Origin of the sequence: Pseudomonas fildesensis, from assembly GCF_001050345.1 — a bacterium.
Classification (GTDB): Bacteria; Pseudomonadota; Gammaproteobacteria; order Pseudomonadales; family Pseudomonadaceae; genus Aquipseudomonas; species Aquipseudomonas fildesensis.
Genome location: NZ_LFMW01000001.1, coordinates 531,232 through 547,475, shown reverse-complemented (window position 1 = coordinate 547,475; position 16,244 = coordinate 531,232). Strand labels below are relative to the sequence as shown.

General features: G+C 62.0%; 15 protein-coding genes. 11 read left to right on the top strand and 4 right to left on the bottom strand.

Annotated elements, in window-relative coordinates:
- Window positions 1-245 precede the first annotated feature (245 nt).
- From ACR52_RS02700 to ACR52_RS02680, 5 genes are all read left to right on the top strand, one after another.
- The gene (locus ACR52_RS02700) at window positions 246-1,265 is read left to right on the top strand and encodes an alpha/beta fold hydrolase (protein ID WP_048720216.1); all 1,020 of its coding nucleotides are present in this window, start codon (window positions 246-248) and stop codon (window positions 1,263-1,265) included.
- Between the two features lie 69 nt (window positions 1,266-1,334).
- The gene (locus ACR52_RS02695) at window positions 1,335-1,988 is read left to right on the top strand and encodes a DsbA family oxidoreductase (protein WP_048720214.1); all 654 of its coding nucleotides are present in this window, start codon (window positions 1,335-1,337) and stop codon (window positions 1,986-1,988) included.
- Window positions 1,989-2,125: 137 nt separating this feature from the next.
- The gene (locus tag ACR52_RS02690; RefSeq protein ID WP_048720212.1) at window positions 2,126-3,046 is read left to right on the top strand and encodes an arginase family protein; all 921 of its coding nucleotides are present in this window, start codon (window positions 2,126-2,128) and stop codon (window positions 3,044-3,046) included.
- Window positions 3,043-3,423 (top strand): DMT family transporter, encoded by a 381-nt coding sequence (locus tag ACR52_RS02685; protein ID WP_048720210.1) that lies wholly within the window; start codon window positions 3,043-3,045, stop codon window positions 3,421-3,423. The genes ACR52_RS02690 and ACR52_RS02685 overlap by 4 nt, the downstream gene beginning before the upstream one ends.
- Window positions 3,420-3,824 (top strand): DMT family transporter, encoded by a 405-nt coding sequence (locus tag ACR52_RS02680; RefSeq protein ID WP_048720208.1) that lies wholly within the window; start codon window positions 3,420-3,422, stop codon window positions 3,822-3,824. The genes ACR52_RS02685 and ACR52_RS02680 overlap by 4 nt, the downstream gene beginning before the upstream one ends.
- 183 nt (window positions 3,825-4,007) lie before the next feature.
- Here the strand turns inward: ACR52_RS02680 and ACR52_RS02675 are convergent, their stop codons facing one another.
- Entirely contained in the window at window positions 4,008-4,778 is a 771-nt protein-coding gene (locus ACR52_RS02675) for a MipA/OmpV family protein (RefSeq protein WP_048720206.1), read from the bottom strand.
- 226 nt (window positions 4,779-5,004) lie between these two features.
- On the opposite strand from ACR52_RS02675, the gene ACR52_RS02670 reads away from it, so the two are divergent.
- The 6 genes from ACR52_RS02670 (at window position 5,005) to ACR52_RS02645 (ending at window position 12,481) form a co-directional block, all read left to right on the top strand.
- The gene (locus tag ACR52_RS02670) at window positions 5,005-5,709 is read left to right on the top strand and encodes an MtnX-like HAD-IB family phosphatase (RefSeq protein WP_048720204.1); all 705 of its coding nucleotides are present in this window, start codon (window positions 5,005-5,007) and stop codon (window positions 5,707-5,709) included.
- A complete protein-coding gene (locus tag ACR52_RS02665; protein ID WP_048720202.1) occupies window positions 5,702-7,096 on the top strand; it encodes an aspartate aminotransferase family protein in 1,395 nt (464 codons plus the stop codon). Before ACR52_RS02670 ends, ACR52_RS02665 begins: the two co-directional genes overlap by 8 nt.
- Window positions 7,093-8,055 carry an alpha/beta hydrolase gene (locus ACR52_RS02660; protein WP_048720199.1) on the top strand — a complete coding sequence of 321 codons (963 nt, stop codon included), beginning with the start codon at window positions 7,093-7,095 and terminating at the stop codon, window positions 8,053-8,055. Before ACR52_RS02665 ends, ACR52_RS02660 begins: the two co-directional genes overlap by 4 nt.
- A gap of 145 nt (window positions 8,056-8,200) precedes the next feature.
- Window positions 8,201-9,328, top strand: coding sequence for a GNAT family N-acetyltransferase (locus tag ACR52_RS02655; RefSeq protein ID WP_048720197.1), 1,128 nt, complete (start codon window positions 8,201-8,203; stop codon window positions 9,326-9,328).
- Entirely contained in the window at window positions 9,325-11,094 is a 1,770-nt protein-coding gene (locus ACR52_RS02650; RefSeq protein ID WP_048720195.1) for a HAMP domain-containing sensor histidine kinase, read from the top strand. Before ACR52_RS02655 ends, ACR52_RS02650 begins: the two co-directional genes overlap by 4 nt.
- Window positions 11,084-12,481 (top strand): sigma-54-dependent transcriptional regulator, encoded by a 1,398-nt coding sequence (locus ACR52_RS02645; protein ID WP_048720193.1) that lies wholly within the window; start codon window positions 11,084-11,086, stop codon window positions 12,479-12,481. Before ACR52_RS02650 ends, ACR52_RS02645 begins: the two co-directional genes overlap by 11 nt.
- Window positions 12,482-12,604: 123 nt before the next feature.
- Here ACR52_RS02645 and ACR52_RS02640 read toward each other — a convergent pair whose 3' ends face one another.
- Genes ACR52_RS02640 through aauS form a run of 3 tightly spaced genes read right to left on the bottom strand, consistent with a single transcriptional unit; the run spans window position 12,605 to window position 16,181 of the window.
- Complete coding sequence (locus tag ACR52_RS02640; protein WP_048720191.1) at window positions 12,605-12,943, bottom strand: GlpM family protein; 339 nt, start codon at window positions 12,941-12,943, stop codon at window positions 12,605-12,607.
- A complete protein-coding gene (gene aauR, locus ACR52_RS02635) occupies window positions 12,943-14,283 on the bottom strand; it encodes a two-component response regulator AauR (RefSeq protein ID WP_048720189.1) in 1,341 nt (446 codons plus the stop codon). The genes ACR52_RS02640 and aauR overlap by 1 nt, the downstream gene beginning before the upstream one ends.
- Window positions 14,280-16,181: a two-component sensor histidine kinase AauS gene (aauS, locus tag ACR52_RS02630; RefSeq protein WP_048720187.1), complete on the bottom strand. Its 1,902-nt coding sequence runs from the start codon at window positions 16,179-16,181 to the stop codon at window positions 14,280-14,282. Before aauS ends, aauR begins: the two co-directional genes overlap by 4 nt.
- Window positions 16,182-16,244: the final 63 nt, after the last annotated feature.

Sequence of the window (16,244 nt, the reverse complement as noted above, 5' to 3'; positions counted from 1 at the left end):
GTCTGTCTCATGTTGTTGCGACTGTCGACATCCGCATGTCTTTTTGCAAGGCCGGTTTCACAGAGCAAGTCATCGGGCCAGCCCCCTATTAAAAGTGAGTAGCGCGCGTGCCAAGGCGTACATCGTTGGCGGCGGTTTCGACCGTTGAGCGGCTTTAATCAAACTGTCACGTAACTGTGGCAGCGCGCTTGAACAAACTTCATCAGACTCGCGCTCTACTGGGGTTCTGCGTTTCGGTGTTTTTCATGCGCGTGTTGTTTTTACTGGCTGCTCTTTTGTTCAGCCTGCCGTCTTTTGCGGCGTCTCGATGTGATGTCAATGTTCCGACCCAAACCGTCGACCTGGCCCAGGTGAGCATCGCCTACCAGAGCATCGGCCGTGCGTCTGACCCTGCCTTGCTGCTGGTGATGGGCCTGGGCGGGCAGTTGATCCACTGGCCCGACGAAGTGGTGGTCGCCCTCTGCCAGCAAGGCTTTCGGGTGATCCGCTATGACAACCGCGACGTCGGCCTGTCCACTTGGCGCCAGGCCCCGGCCAGTGCCAACCTGACCTTCGAAGTGCTGCGCTACAAGCTTGGCCTGCCGGTGGCTGCGCCCTACACCCTGACCGATATGGCCGACGATGCCCTGGGCTTGATGGACGCCTTGCAGGTCAAGCAATTCCATGTGCTGGGCGCGAGCATGGGCGGGATGATCGCCCAGCACCTGGCGGCCATGGCGCCGCAACGGGTCGAGAGCCTCACGCTGATTATGACCAGCTCCGGCGCCGAAGGCCTGCCGGCACCGAATGCGGCGCTGGTGCAATTGCTGTCGCGGCGCAGCGCGCCCAATCGCGAAGTTGCACTGGAGCAACAGGCCGATTTGCTCGCGGCGCTGGGCAGCCCGAATGTGCAGGATGATCGCCAGGTGTTGCTGCATCAGGCGGCGCTGTCCTACGACCGTGCCTTCAACCCGGACGGTGTGAAGCGCCAGATCATGGCGATTCTCGCGGAACCCAGCCGCGTGCCGCTGCTCAACCAGTTGCGCGTGCCGACGCTGGTGGTGCATGGCACTGCCGACCCGTTGTTGCCGGTGATGCATGGCGTGCACTTGGCCGCGCATATCCAGGGTAGCCAGTTGAAGCTGATTCCCGGCCTGGCCCACAGGTTTCAGGAAGCGTTCAAGGCGCCGTTGCTGGCGGCGGTGTTGCCGTACCTGCAAGCCCATCGCGAGGATGCCGCGCATTGGGCGCAGATTGAACCGGTCGCGCCTTCGAAGGTGTTGTGACATTGGTGTATCGTGGTGACCTTTACGGCGTGCTAATGCCAACAAGAATGCCTGCGAGGTTGCCTAGCCATGAGTACTCCCCTGAAAATCGATTTCGTCAGCGACGTGTCCTGCCCCTGGTGCATCATCGGCCTGCGCGGTCTGACCGAAGCCCTCGACCAGCTCGGCGCCGAGGTGCAGGCTGAGATCCGTTTCCAGCCGTTCGAGCTGAACCCGAATATGCCCGCCGAAGGGCAAAACATCGTCGAGCACATCACCGAAAAATACGGCTCCAGCGCCGAAGAGTCCCAGGCCAACCGTGCGCGCATTCGTGACATGGGCGCCGAGTTGGGCTTTGCCTTCCGTACCGACGGCCAGAGCCGTATCTACAACACGTTCGACGCGCACCGCTTGCTGCATTGGGCCGGGCTGGAAGGCTTGCAGTACAACCTCAAGGAAGCGCTGTTCAAGGCTTACTTCAGCGACCAGCAGAACCCATCCGATCACGCGACCCTGGCGACCATCGCCGAGAGCGTCGGCCTGGACATCAAGCGCGCTGCCGAGATTCTTTCCTCCGACGAATACGCCGCCGACGTTCGCGAACAAGAGCAATTGTGGATAACCCGTGGCGTGACCTCGGTGCCGACTGTCGTATTCAACGACCAGTACGCCGTGAGCGGTGGCCAACCGGCCGAAGCTTTTGTCGGCGCGATTCGTCAGATCATCAACGAAGCCAAAAACTAAAGCCGAACGCGGAACAAAATGTGGGAGAGGGCTTCAAGAGTGCTGTTCACTTGAACGGCTGGCCCGCCCCTTGCATTGACCCCCTAAAGCCCATCCGGTATGCGGATGGGCGCTGCCATTAGGGGTGAAACATTACCTTGAACATTCTTGACCTCGACCACAGCCTCACAGGCCAGGCGCCGATTGCCCGGCGTTTGGCCAGCGGCCGTGCCACGCGTATCGACCTGCTGGACCTGGGCCCGAAACTGCGCCTGTGGTCCACCGAAAAAACCTGGAAGCGCTTCGCCGAACGCCTGGCCCATCGGCCCCGGCCGACCGATGCGCGGCCGGAAATCCTGTTTGTCGGCTCCGGTGATTATCATCACCTGACGCCGGCATTTCTCGCCGACTTGAAAGAACCGATCAGCCTGATCCACTTCGACAACCACCCCGACTGGGTGCGCCTTGCGCCCAAGCGCCACTGTGGTTCGTGGGTCAACCGCGCGCTGAAAATGCCGGCGATCAAACGTATCGTCACCCTCGGCCCTTGCAGCGACGACCTGCATAACCCGCAACTGCGCGGCGGCAACCTCGGCGCCCTCAAGCGCGGGCAATTGCAGCTGTTTCCGTGGCAGCATCCGCCGTCTAAAGTCTGGGGCAGGGTCGGCGACGGCGCCGGTCACCAGCAACAGGAAAACCACCTGCATTGGCGCAACCTGGCGGAGCTGGACTGGGCCGCGTTCCTCGACCAGATGATCACCAGCCTGCCCACCGAGGCGATCTGGATCACCATCGACAAAGATGTGCTGGCCAGTGAAGACGCCGCTACCAACTGGGACCAGGGCGGCATGCGCTTGACCCACTTGCTGCAAGCCCTGCGGGCGTTGGCCGCGTGTAAACGCATCATCGGCATCGACGTGTGCGGCGAGTTTGCGGCGCCTGCGTTCAGCAATGCGTTCAAGCGCTGGGAAGCCAAGTCCGACCAGCCACCGCCGGAGCGCTGGAGCCCTGAAGACTTGCAGCGCAATGCCGCGACCAATGAAGCCCTGATCGACCTGTTTGAGGAGTTGTTCCCGTGACCCTGGCCGTGGTGTTACTGGTGGCTTTTTCCATCGTACTCGACGTGATCGGCCAGCTGTTTTTCAAGATGGGCCTGGACCGTTTGCCGGCGTTGGAGGGCGGGTTTCGCCTGAACGCCTTCTGGGGCCAGGTGTTCAATGCGCCGTTGTTGTGGGCAGGGATCGGCGCCTATGTCATCGAGTTTTTCGTCTGGCTCGAAGCCTTGTCCCGCGCGCCCCTGAGCCTGTTGTTTCCGGCAGCGGCGCTGGCCTATTGCGGCGTGGTGCTGGCGGGCAAGGTGGTGCTGGGGGAGACCGTCAGCCGTCGGCGTTGGCTGGGGACGCTGGTGATCACGCTGGGTGTGATGTTGGTGGCGATTTCCGGGAGTCAGGCATGAGTACGCAGAATATCGATCAAGGCTGGTTGCACGACCGCCTCGGCACCGTGGTGCTGTGGGCGTTGCTGATCTGCACCGAAAGCGCCGGGCAATTGTTTACCAAGGTGGCCGGCGATCAACTGGGGCAGATGGATTTTACCTGGCAGTGGTTGGCCGATGTGGCACGCAACCCCGCGATTCTGGCGGCGATTGCCTGCTACATCGGCGCGTTTTTCGTGTGGATGCTGATCCTGCGGCGCAGCAGCCTGTCCCTGGCTTTTCCGTTGAGCTCACTGGTGTTTGTGGTGGTGCTGCTCGGTTCATGGCTGGGGCTGGGGGAGCACATCAGCCTGCTGCACTGGGTGGGGGTGGCGGTGATTATCGGCGGCATCGCCCTGCTGGCCGAAGGCGAAGAAAACTGACTCACTCGATCGTTCCCACGCGCAGCAAAGGAATGCAGCCCTCGATCGTTCCCACGCTCTGCGTGGGAATGCAGCCCGGGACGCTCCGCGTCCCCAAAGCGTGACGCAGAGCGTCACAAGAGGCATTCCCACGCAGAGCGTGGGAACGATCAACAGCGTAAGAACGCTCAACGATCATTGCGCTTAGTCGAATTTGTAGCTGATCGCCGTCTGCACCTGGCCCTGGTTCACTTCGCCGGTCTGTTTGACGATGCTGCTGTCCGCCGCCGAGCCAACCAGGTGCACCCAGCTGGCGCTGGTCAGCAGCGACCATTTAGCTGCCAGGGGAAACTCGAAACTCTGGGTGAACGTCACGTTCTGGAAGCCGCCGCTGGCGTTGTACGGCCTATAGCCCGAGGCCGCAGCTTCGTTGTTGTCCACGCCGAAAAACGTGTTGGTTTGACGAGCGTCGGCGAAGTGCGCCATCAGGCCGCTGCTGCCAATGATCCCGCCGCCCAGCGGATACCCCAGCTCGCCACCGACCTTGCCGAGCACGCCGCCCTGATCGTGACCGCCGCCCACCGCCCGGCCCAGTTGGGCGTAGACCCGCCAGAAGTCAGCCGGTGCGTACTGCACGAACCCGCCCACCTCGGCCATGCTCGACACATCCCGCAGGCCGCCGAGCGCACCGTTGGCGGTGCGACCCGACAGGTAATTGATATACGGGCCGGCGCTGAAACCGTTGGTATTCAGCGCGCTCCAGGTCAGGCCGTCATCGGTGCCCAGGCTCACGTCGCCCCAGTCCAGATCGAAGTACGGCACGGGGGTGGTCTGGTAGCGGGTGCCGGTGGGTTCCTTGGGTTGATAGCTGATGCCAGCTCCCACTTCGCCGGTGATGCCGTCGGCCAGCGCGGCAGATGAAACGCTGCACAGCCCCAATAATCCGGTGAATACAACGGAGGTGATCCTGAACATGGTCACGGTTCCTTGATTGAATACGCGCGCATGAACGCGCAAAGCGTCTCTCCTGTGCAAGCACTCATCTTGTTTGTAGCAAGCTACAAAAATTGTAGCTCCCGCGACACATTTTCTCCCTGAATACGAGCAAAGCCCCAGCCCTGCTGGGCGTTGTCCAGTTGGCACAGTCCCTGCTCTACCCCTGTTGAAAGCGCAAACAGCGCACTCCTTCAAGGTAACCGCAATGATTGACTGGCATATCGTGTGCGACTTCGACGGGACCATCACCCCCACCGATGTCATCGACAACGTCCTCCAACGCTTCGCAGGCCCCGAGTGGGAAACCATCGAACAGCAATGGCTGGACGGGCATATCGGTTCACGCGAATGCCTGAGCCGCCAACTGTCGCTGATCAAGGCCACGCCGAGTGAACTGCTGGCGTATTTCGACAGCGTCGAGATCGACCCGGACTTCCCCGACTTTGTCGATCACGTCATCGGCCTGGGCGCGTCCATCGAAGTGGTCAGCGACGGCATCGAGCAAGGCATTGCGCGGATCCTGTCGCGCAACTATGTGACCCTGCTGCCGATCATCGCCAACCGCCTGCGCCAGGTCGACCAGAACAGTTGGCGCATCGACTTCCCGTATTCCAGCGATGCCTGCCATGCCGCCTCCGGCAACTGCAAGTGCAAATCCACGCCGCGCAACAAGCGCGTGCTGGTGATCGGCGACGGCAAGTCCGACATGTGCGTCGCGTCCACCGCCGACTTCGTGTTCGCCAAAGGCAGCCTCGCCGAATACTGCCAGACCAACCGCATTCCTTACGCGCGGTTCGACACCTTTGCCGAACTGCCTGCATTGCTGGCCAGGCTGCCACAAGGCATCGCCGCCAACGCCAATACCTTCAATACCTCTTCCGACAATCAGGAACTCTTCCACCATGTCTGATATCCGTATCGCTACCGCCGAAGACCAGATCCTTCTGGATAAAGAAGCCAAATACTGCTCCTACGGCGACACCGTTCACTACATCGAGCCGCCGCGTATTTTCAGCCGTTGCGAAGGCTCCTATGTGTGGGACACCGAAGACCAGGCCTACCTCGACCTGCAAATGTGGTACTCGGCCGTCAACTTCGGCTACGCCAACCCGCGCCTGAACAATGCGCTGAAACAGCAGATCGACACCCTGCCGCAAATCGCCAGCCAGTACCTGCACAAAGGCAAGATCGAGCTGTCGGAAATGATCGCGGTCGACGCCAAGAAGAAGTTCGGCCTCGACGGTCGCGTGCACTTCAACGTCGGCGGTTCGCAGTCCATCGAAGACTCATTGAAAGTGGTGCGTAACGCATCCAACGGCAAGAGCCTGATGTTCGCCTTCGAAGGCGGCTACCACGGCCGTACCCTCGGTGCTTCGTCGATTACCTCCAGCTTCCGCTACCGCCGCCGCTACGGCCACTTCGGCGAACGCGCCAACTTCATCCCGTTCCCGTACCACTTCCGTGGCCCAAAAGGCATGACGAAAGAAGAGTACGGCAGCCACTGTGTGCAGCAGTTCGCCCGTTTGTTCGAGACTGAATACAACGGCGTCTGGGACCCGAAAACCAACCAGTGCGAATACGCAGCCTTCTACGTCGAGCCGATCCAGGGCACCGGCGGCTACGTGATCCCGCCGATGAACTTCTACCGCGAACTTAAGCATGTGCTGGATCAACACGGCATCCTGATGGTGTCCGATGAAATCCAGATGGGCTTCTACCGCACCGGCAAACTGTGGTCGATCGAGCACTTTGACGTGCAACCCGACGTGATCGTGTTCGGCAAGGCGCTGACCAACGGCCTCAACCCGCTGGGCGGCATCTGGGCCCGTGAAGAGTTGATCAACCCGAAAATCTTCCCGCCAGGCTCGACCCACTCCACCTTCGCCTCCAACCCTTTGGGCACGGCGGTGGGCCTGGAAATGTTCAAGATGACCAGCGAAGTCGATTACGGCGCGATGGTCATTGCCAAGGGCAAATACTTCCTCGAAGGCCTGCAGGACCTGCAGAAACGTTTCCCGATTATCGGCGACGTCGATGGCCTGGGCCTCGCCCTGCGCTGCGAAATCTGCGGCCCGGACGGCTTCGCCCCGGACAAGGCGACCCTGGACTACATGGTCGAGGAAGGCATGAAGGGCGACATGGTGGTGGACGGTCAGAAACTCGGCCTGATCCTCGACGTGGGCGGCTACTACAAAAACGTGATCACCCTGGCACCGTCCCTGGAAATCAGCTACCCGGAAATCGACCTGGGCCTGAAGCTGCTCGAGCAACTGCTGGTGCGGGCGACCACGCGGTGAATGCGTCAGAGATCGACCTCGGTGAAGGTACTGCCGGCTTCGTTCTCGGTGAAGGTCCGGTCGGGATCCTGTTGATCCACGGCCTGACCGGCACCCCGACGGAATTGCGCCAGGTCGCCAAGGGCCTGGCCAAGGTGGGTAACTGCACGGTGTACGTGCCCACCCTGGCGGGGCACTGCGGCGACAACAGCGACCTGCAGGCCACCGGCTGGCGAGACTGGTACGAAGGGGTGCGCAAGACCTTCGCCCAGATCAGGCAGCGTCACGCACAGGTGTTTGTCGGTGGGTTGTCCATGGGCGCGGTGATGTCGATGTACGTGGCCGCCGAGCACCCAGGGCAAGTCGCCGGGTTGCTGATGTACTCCACCACCTTGAAGTACGACGGCTGGAGTATTAACAAGCTGGCGTTCCTCGCGCCGTTGCTGATGAAGATTCCGTTCGGCGTGCACCTCTGTCGCTTCGAAGAGAAGCCGCCTTACGGCATCAAGAACGAACGCCTGCGGGCCATCGTCGAGCGGCAGATGAGGGAAGGGGAGAGCAGCGAGGCGGGGTTGCTGACCATGGAGGGCATCACCGTGCGCGAATTGCACCGGATGAACGCCGTGGTCAGGAAACGCATGCCCGAGATCAAGGTGCCGGCGCTGGTGCTGCATTCCATCGAGGACGACATCACCAGCCGCTGGAACGCCGACTACGTGGAGCGCCACCTCGGCGGGCCGGTGACCAAGATCCTGTTGGACAACTGCTACCACATGATCACTGTCGACCTGCAATACCGGCGGGTGATCGAGTTGAGTGCGCAGTTTGTCGAGCAGCATGCGTTTGGCTTACTGACGGGCGAGCGCGTTGCCAGTGGCGAGCGGGCTTCCTCAAACGAACGGGCTTCCTGTGGCGAGCGGGCTTGCCCCGCGTTGGGCGGCGAAGCCGCCCCATCACAGGCACCGAGTTTTTCCAGTTAAACCGAGGGGGCAGGTTTTGGGGCGGCTTTGCCGCCCAACGCGGGGCAAGCCCGCTCGCCACGACAGGCCCGCTAGTCACGACAGCCCCGCTTGCCACAACAAATCGGCTGGCCACAAAAGCGCTGCCAACCACAAAGGATCAGATGTGATTACCACCCAAGCCTTCCCAACCATCCGGGCCATCCAGCGCAGTGCCTGGAATGACTGTTTCCCCGGTGCCCTGGAGGATTGGGACTATTACGTCGCCGTGGAAAACGCCGCCATCGATGATTTCCAATGGCGTTACCTGGCGGTCTTTGAAAACGGCACGCTGGTGGCCGTGGCGGCTGCGTTCATTACCCATTACCGCCTCGACACCACGGTGTCGGGCGCTGGCAAGCGTTTTACCGAGCGCCTGGAGCGACTGTGGCCGGGCGTTTTGCAGTTGGGGTTGTATGCCATTGGTTCTCCGGTCGCCGAGCGTTGCGACGCCGGGGTTGCCAGCGACATTCCTCAGGCGCGCCGCCCGCTGTTGCTCAAATATTTGCTGCAGGCCGCCCGCCAGGATGCCGATGAGTTCGGGGTCGGCCTGGTGGCGGTCAAGGATGCGCCGACCAAAGATCCGCACTGGGCCGAGAGTTGCCGGGCCGCCGGTTTCCAAAGCATGCCGAGCCTGCCCACCGGGTTGTTACCGGTGCCGTACGGGTCAGTGGACGCGTATCTGGGCTCGCTGGGCAAGTCCACCCGCAAGGACCTGCGCCGCAAGCTGCGTGCGCCGGGCCCACGGGTCGAGTGGCGGCGCAACATCGATGATGTGCTGCCCGAGGTCATGCGCCTCTACGAAGCCACGCTGACCCGCGCCGACTTGCAGTTCGAGCGTCTGCCCGCGAGCTATTTCACTGGCGTGCTCGGACGCCTTGAAGCACGCGCGGTCTGTGTACTTTATTGGGTGGACGAGGATCTGGTGGCGTTCAACCTGATGCTGTTGGACGAGCACCGGCTGGTCGACAAGTTTTTCGGGCATGACGTGGAATTCACCCGTGACTACAACCTGTACTTCCGTAGTTGGCTGACCAATGTCGACTACTGTATTCAACACAATATTGCGGTGTATGAGTGCGGTCAGGCCGGTTATGCCAGTAAGCTGCGCCTGGGGTGCGAGTTCCAGGGCAACAGTGTGTTTTTCCGGCATCGCAACCGGCTGGTCAACGGCCTGCTCAAGCTTGTAAAACTGTTTATTCGACCGGATCGTTCCGACCCTGCCATGGCTGCTGCGATAAGCGAAACCAGATGATCAACAAGACCCGCCAGAAAGCCCGCCCCTTTGCCATTTCGCGCTGGAGCGTCCAGCGCAAGCTGGTGCTGGCGTTCTGGTTGGTCAGTGTAATCCCGACCATGATCGCGGCCGAACTGGCCGCCACCACGCTGTCGCAGATTTTCGACAGCAACGTGCGCATCTGGCTGCAGGAGTCGACCAAGATCGTCAAGGACGAGATCGGCGACATCCTTCACGACAACGCGCGCATGGCCAAACTGTTCCTGCGCTACACCAGCCCGCCCTCCAGCCGGCAGGCGGCCAAGCACGACAGGCTCACTGCCGATATCGCCGACGCCACCGACATCGACGTGGTAGCGCTGATCCGCACCAGCGACCACAAACTGGTGTTCAGCACCGCCTCAGATGACATCGTCAAGCAGATCAGCCTGACCAGCAATGCGGTGTTGCAGACCGTTCAGGTGGCGGGGGTGAGTACCGGCATCGTGGTCTCGACCTTCGAGACCACCCAGGATGGCGTCGACTACCAACTGCTGGTGGCGACGTACCTGGACAGCAGCTTCCTCACCAGCGTGGCCGACGTGCATTCCCTCGACCTGCGCCTGTACCTGGCCAACCCCGAAGGCTTCTCGGAAATTTTCTCGACCCAGCGCTTCGAGGATCACCCGTCGCGCATTCCGAAAAGTGTCGAAACCGCGATGCGCAGCACCAAGCAGCCCAGCGAGCAGTTCACCAATAACTACAGCGGTTTGTACTGGCCGATCTTCAATGACAGCGGCGAGCTGCAAGGCGTGATTTTCAGCGGCCTGCTGCGTCACACCAGCCTGGTCGGGCTGGTGAACCAGAGCAACCTGTTCGTGCTGATTTTCCTGCTCAGTTCGGCATTGTCACTGGCGGCGGGGGTGCTGGTGTCGCGGCGGTTGACCCAGCCTCTGCGCGATCTGTCCGAGGGTGTGAGCGCCGTGATCTCGGGCAATTATGCGCACCGCGTGGTGGTCAGCGGCGGCGATGAACTGGCGCAATTGAGCAGCACCTTCAACCACATGACCGAACGCCTGGGCGAGTTGCATCACCTGGAGGCGCAACTGCGCCGCCGTGATCGCCTGCATGCCCTGGGCGAAGTTGCCATGGGCCTGGCCCACGAAATTCGCAACCCGTTGGGCATCATCAAGACCGCCACGCAACTGCTGCACCGCCGTGCCGACCTGCCCGACGCCGATAAGCGCCACCTGGAATACGTGATCAGCGAAGTCAGCCGGATCAACGACCTGATCACCGAATTTCTCGATTTCGCCAAGCCCAATCCGCCGTTGCGCGTGTTGCAGGCGGCACGCCCGTTGGTGGAGGAGATCCTTGGGTTCTGCGCGCCGGAGTTGGCCACCCATAACATTGATGCTCATATCGATGACCAGGCACCCGGCGCGACGATCTACGCCGACGCCAAGCAACTCAAGCAGGCGTGCCTGAATCTGATCCTCAACGCCATCGATGCCATGCCCGAAGGCGGTCGGTTGACCCTGAGTATTCGCACGGCCGACTACAACACCGTCATCGGCATCACCGACACCGGCCAGGGCATCCCGGCGGATATGATCGAACGCATCTTCACCCCGTTCGTCACCACCAAGGCCTCGGGTACTGGCCTGGGCCTGGCCAAAGTCTATTCGATCATGGAAAGTCACGACGGCAGCATCGAATGTGCCAGCGAAAAAGATGCCGGCGCCACCTTCCGCCTGTACATTCCGGCGATTGGCGAAGACGACGAGGACAGTCATGACGCATAACCTATTGGTGGTCGACGACGAGCCCAAGCTCTGCGACTTGCTGTCGTCAGCCCTGAGCCAGAACGGCATCCAGGTGTTCACAGCAGGCAATGGCCTGCACGCGCTCAAGGTGCTGGAACAGGAAGACATTGACCTGGTGATCAGCGACTGGCGCATGCCGGGCATGGACGGGCCGGCGTTGCTGGCCGAGATCAAGGTGCGCTACCCCCAGGTGCCGGTGATCGTGATGACCGCCTACAGCACGGTGAAAAACGCCGTGCAGTCGATGCGCAACGGCGCCTATGACTACATCGCCAAGCCGTTCGATATCGACGAGCTGGACATCACCGTGGCCAAGGCCCTGCAGTTTCGCGACATCATGCGCGACAACGCACGCATGCGCGCCGAGTTGGACGAGCATGCGCAGTTCGACAGCCTGGTGGGCGACAGCCCGGCGTTTCGCAAAGTGCTGCAAGCCGTGGATTCGGTGCGTGACAGTGCCGCGACCATTCTGCTCACCGGCGAAAGCGGCACGGGCAAGGAAATGGTCGCCCGTGCCATCCACAAGCACGGCAGCCGCGCCGACAAACCGTTTGTGGCAGTCAACTGCGCGGCGATCCCCGAAGGTCTGCTGGAAAGCGAAATGTTCGGCCATCGCAAGGGCGCGTTTACCGGCGCGGTGTCGGACCGGGTAGGGCGCTTCCAGCAGGCGGACAAGGGCACGCTGTTTCTCGATGAGGTCGGCGACATGCCGCTGGCGTTGCAGGCCAAGATTCTGCGCGCCTTGCAGGAGCGGGTGATCGAACCGGTGGGCGACCCCCGCGAGCGCAAAGTGGACGTGCGGGTCATCGCCGCCACCAACAAGAACCTGCTGGAGGCGGTGGCCAACAAAGAGTTTCGCGAAGACCTGTATTACCGCCTCAACGTGTTCCCGATCCCGCTGCCGGCCCTGCGTGAGCGCGTGGAAGACATCGCGCCCCTGGCCCGGCACTTCGCCCAGACCCTCAGCGCGACGGCCGGTAAACGCATCACCGGCTTCAGCGCCGAAGCGTTGCAGGCCATGGCGGCGTACCACTGGCCGGGCAATATCCGTGAGCTGCAAAACTGTGTGGAGCGCGCGACTATCGTGGCAGCAAAGCCTGTGATCGAGGATATCGACTTGCCGGGTTATCTGTTTGCCTCGAAGCCTGCCGAGGGCAGCGTCACGGCGATTCTCAGCGACGGGCCGGGTGTGCCGCAGGACCTGGATGCGGCGTTGGCTGATGTGGAGAAAGCCTACATCCTGGCGGCCTTGCAGGAGAGTAACGGCGTGCAGGCTGCGGCGGCGGCGAAGATCGGGATTTCCGAGAGGAGCTTTTGGTATCGATTGAAAAAACTGGGGATTCAGGTCGACAAGATAGTCCGCTGACACACTGCGATTAAACATGTGGGAGGGGGCTTGCTCCCGATAGCGGTGGTTCAGTCAATATCTTCAGTGACTGGCTCGCCGCCATCGGGAGCAAGCCCCCTCCCACATTTGGATTGTGGTGTGTCAGGTCTGCAGGCGTACCCACACGCTCACCAACACCGTCGCCGCCATCAACCACGCCACCGCCGCCACGGCGAGTGACGCCTCAAGCCGCATCCGATCGACCACCACGTACAGCGTCGCCAAATACACAAAATACGGAATGATCGACCACATCCCGAACAGGATGGTGGTCTTCAAGTCGTCCACCGAACGCCCCTTGCCGACGATGTAATGGGCGATCAACGCAAAGGTCGGAAACAGCGGCACCAGCCCTGCGATGTAATAGTTCTTGGTCTTGGCCAGCGCCGCCAGGATCAACACCACTGCCGCGCCAAGGGCGGCCTTCAAAAAAAGATCCATCAGTGGCTCAACCCGTATTTCTTGACCTTGTCGAACAGCGTGGTCTTGGCCATCCCCAGTTCCTGGCTGGCCTGGGTCAGGTTGCCGCCGCTGCGTTGCAGGGCGTCGTTGAGCAGGTTGCGCTCGAACGCCTCTACGGCTTCGGTAAAGGCCAGGCCCTGGCCGCCGCTGCTGGCGCCGCTTTTCTTGAAGGCGGGCAGGCCGAGGGCAAAGCGCTCGGCGACGTTGCGCAGTTCGCGCACGTTGCCGGGCCAGTCGTGGCTCATCAGGCTGGACAGGGTCTGGTTGTCGAGGTCCGGCACGCTGCGGTCAAAGCGCAACGATGACAGCTGCAGGAAGTGTTCGAACAGTTGCAGGATGTCTTCGCGGCGCTCGCGCAGGGGCGGCAGTTCCAGGGTCACCACGTTGAGGCGGTAGTACAGGTCGCTGCGAAACTGGTTGGCGCGGCTCAGCTCATCGAGGTCGGACTTGGTGGCGGCGATTACTCGGCAATCCACCGCCACGCTCTGGTTCGAACCGAGGCGTTCGAGAGTGCGCTCCTGCAATACCCGCAGCAATTTGATCTGCAGGTTGATCGGCATGCTTTCCACTTCGTCGAGAAACAGCGTGCCTTCGTGGGCGTGCTCGATCTTGCCGATGCGACGTTTTCCGGCGCCAGTAAAGGCGTTGGCCTCGTGGCCGAATATTTCGCTTTCGAACAGGTTCTCCGGCAGGCCGCCGCAGTTCAGCGCGACGAACTGGTGGGAGTGACGCCGGCTGAAATCATGCAGGCACCGCGCGACCAGTTCCTTGCCGGTGCCGGTCTCACCCTCGATCAACACGTTGGCCGAGGTGTCGGCGACGTTGGCGATCAGCTCGCGCAGGTTCTGCATGGCCGGGGAGCGGCCGATGATGCGGCCTTCCAGGGAGTCGCGCTCGGCCAACTGGCGGCGCAGCGACCAGACTTCCCGCGCCAGCCCGCGCTGCTCAAGCGCACGACGGGCGACGTCGACAAGACGCTCGGGAGAAAAGGGTTTTTCCATGAAGTCGTAGGCGCCGTTGCGCATCGCGCCGACCGCCATGGAGATATCGCCATGCCCGGTGATCAGCACCACCGGCAGGCTTTTATCCAGGGCCTTGAGGCGGGTCAGCAGTTCCAGGCCGTCGATGCCCGGCAGGCGAATATCGCTGATGACGATGCCGGCAAAGTTCTCGCCGACGCGCTTGAGCGCCTCTTCGGCACTGCCCACACCCACGCTGGGAATGTCTTCCAGCGCCAGGGCCTGCTGGCAGCCGAGCAGCACATGGGGGTCGTCTTCAACGATCAGGACGGTCAGGTCGGAGGTGTTTTCTACGTTCATGTCGACTCGACTGGTTGAGGGCTCACCAACGGCAAGCTCAGGGCAAAGGCCGTTCCACCGCTGGCCGGGTGCTCGACGGCGAGGTTGCCGCCGGTGGCCGCAGCGAGGCTGGCAGACAAGGTCAGGCCCAGGCCCAGGCCTTGCTCCCCGGGTTTGGTGGTGAAGAACGGTTCGAACAGATGCTTGCGTGCCTCGGGGTCGATGCCGTGGCCGTTGTCACGTACGAGCAGGCGGTATTTACCGTCGGCGCTGCTGCCTTCCAGCCACAGTTGCGGTGCCGGTTGGGCCTGCATCGCATCGAGGGCGTTGCCGATCAGGTTAACCAGAATCTGCTCCAGGCGCGTCTGATCAATCTGCAATTGGGCAGGGCTAAAGTCGCGGTGGAGGGTCAGCGGCAGGCCGTCCAAGCGTGCGCCCAGCACCTGGAACGCCGCGTCCACGGCCTTGCTCAGGCTGGCTTCGCCCTGGTCATCGCCGCGCCGGGCGAAGGAGCGCAGGCTCGCGGTGATGCGGCCCATGCGGTCGATCAGTTCGTTGATGGTCTTGAGGTTGGCACTGGCGGTGTCCAGGGCCCCGCGTTCGAGGAAGCGCACGGTGTTGCCGGACAAGGTGCGCAGCGCGGCCAGGGGTTGGTTCAATTCGTGGGCGATGCTGGTCGACATCTGGCCGATTGCCGCCAGCTTGCCGGCCTGCACCAGCTCATCCTGGGCGCGGCGCAGGGTTTCTTCGGCCTGGCGGCGTTCGCGGATCTGGCTCTTGAGCCGTTCGTTGCTGGCGCGCAGGTCGGCGGTGCGTTCGGCAATCCGTCGTTCCAACTGGCTGTTGGCTTCCTGCAAGGCTTCCCGCGCGGCGAGGCGCGTGGCAATGACCTTGCGTCGCTCGTTCCAGGCAATCAACAGGAACGCCACCAGGCCAAAGGCGACGGCCACCAGGATGCCCTGGTTGATCGCCGCCCGGCGCAGGTCGTTGAGCGGGGTGAGCAGGGTGAAATTCCACGGGGTGTCGTTCAACGGACGGGTCTGGGCCAGGTAACTGACTTCCTTCTCGTCCGCCACCACTTCGGTGTTGGCCGGGAAGGTCAGTTTTTCGGTGCCTTCGTTGAGGCGCTCGCGGGCCAGGGGCTCCAGCTCATTGAGCGTCGCCCAGTAGTATTGCAGGCTGTGGGCCAGACGGTCCTTGGTGTCATCGCTGAGGGGGCGCACGGATTTGAGGCGGCGGGCCGGGTCGCTGGAGAGAATGATGATGCCGTTCTCGTCGCTGACAAACGCTTCGAGGCGCGCGCGCTGCCAGCGTTCTTCGAGGGCTTCGAGGCGTACTTTGACCACGGCGACACCGATGATCTTGCCGTGCTCTTCCAGGCCGTGGGCCAAGTAGTAGCCGGGTTCGCCGTTGGTGCTGCCGATGCCATAGAAACGGCCGGGCTGGCCACGGACGGCGTTCTGGAAATAGGCACGGAAGGACAAGTCTTCACCTTGATAACTGTCGGCATCGCGCCAGTTACTGGTGGCCAGCACGCGGCCGGTAGTGTCCATCACGTAGATGGCCCGACTGCGACTGCGTCGGTTCAGGCCTTCGAGGTAATCATTGACCGTTTTGCGGGTTTCCTGGGTCGGGTCGGCCAGCAGCTTGGAGACGCTGGATTCCAGCTCCAGCAGGCTGGGCAGGTAGGTGTATTTGCTCAGTTCGCTTTCGACGGTGCGGGCATGCAATTCCAGTTGGCGCTCGCCGGTATCGCTGAGGGTGCGGATACCGTAGTACTCGCTGATCCAGAAGCCGATGTAACCCAGGCCGATCATCAGGGCGATGATCAACGGTGGCAGGAACAGTTGGCGAATCAGACGTGGCTTCACGGCAAGTGATGGCGGAGCGGCGCGATAGAGGTTGGGGTCGCATTTCATCACAGATGCCTTGGGTCAACCAGTTGTGGTGAAGGGGGATCGCCCCCCCACCACAATGGGGTA

Coding starts and splice junctions, on each gene's coding strand:
- ACR52_RS02700 (WP_048720216.1), top strand. CDS start 246: ATGCGCGTGTTGTTTTTACTGGCTGCTCTTTTGTTCAGCCTGCCGTCT.
- ACR52_RS02695 (WP_048720214.1), top strand. CDS start 1,335: ATGAGTACTCCCCTGAAAATCGATTTCGTCAGCGACGTGTCCTGCCCC.
- ACR52_RS02680 (WP_048720208.1), top strand. CDS start 3,420: ATGAGTACGCAGAATATCGATCAAGGCTGGTTGCACGACCGCCTCGGC.
- ACR52_RS02675 (WP_048720206.1), bottom strand. CDS start 4,778: ATGTTCAGGATCACCTCCGTTGTATTCACCGGATTATTGGGGCTGTGC.
- ACR52_RS02670 (WP_048720204.1), top strand. CDS start 5,005: ATGATTGACTGGCATATCGTGTGCGACTTCGACGGGACCATCACCCCC.
- ACR52_RS02665 (WP_048720202.1), top strand. CDS start 5,702: ATGTCTGATATCCGTATCGCTACCGCCGAAGACCAGATCCTTCTGGAT.
- ACR52_RS02650 (WP_048720195.1), top strand. CDS start 9,325: ATGATCAACAAGACCCGCCAGAAAGCCCGCCCCTTTGCCATTTCGCGC.
- ACR52_RS02645 (WP_048720193.1), top strand. CDS start 11,084: ATGACGCATAACCTATTGGTGGTCGACGACGAGCCCAAGCTCTGCGAC.
- ACR52_RS02640 (WP_048720191.1), bottom strand. CDS start 12,943: ATGGATCTTTTTTTGAAGGCCGCCCTTGGCGCGGCAGTGGTGTTGATC.
- aauR (WP_048720189.1), bottom strand. CDS start 14,283: ATGAACGTAGAAAACACCTCCGACCTGACCGTCCTGATCGTTGAAGAC.
- aauS (WP_048720187.1), bottom strand. CDS start 16,181: ATGAAATGCGACCCCAACCTCTATCGCGCCGCTCCGCCATCACTTGCC.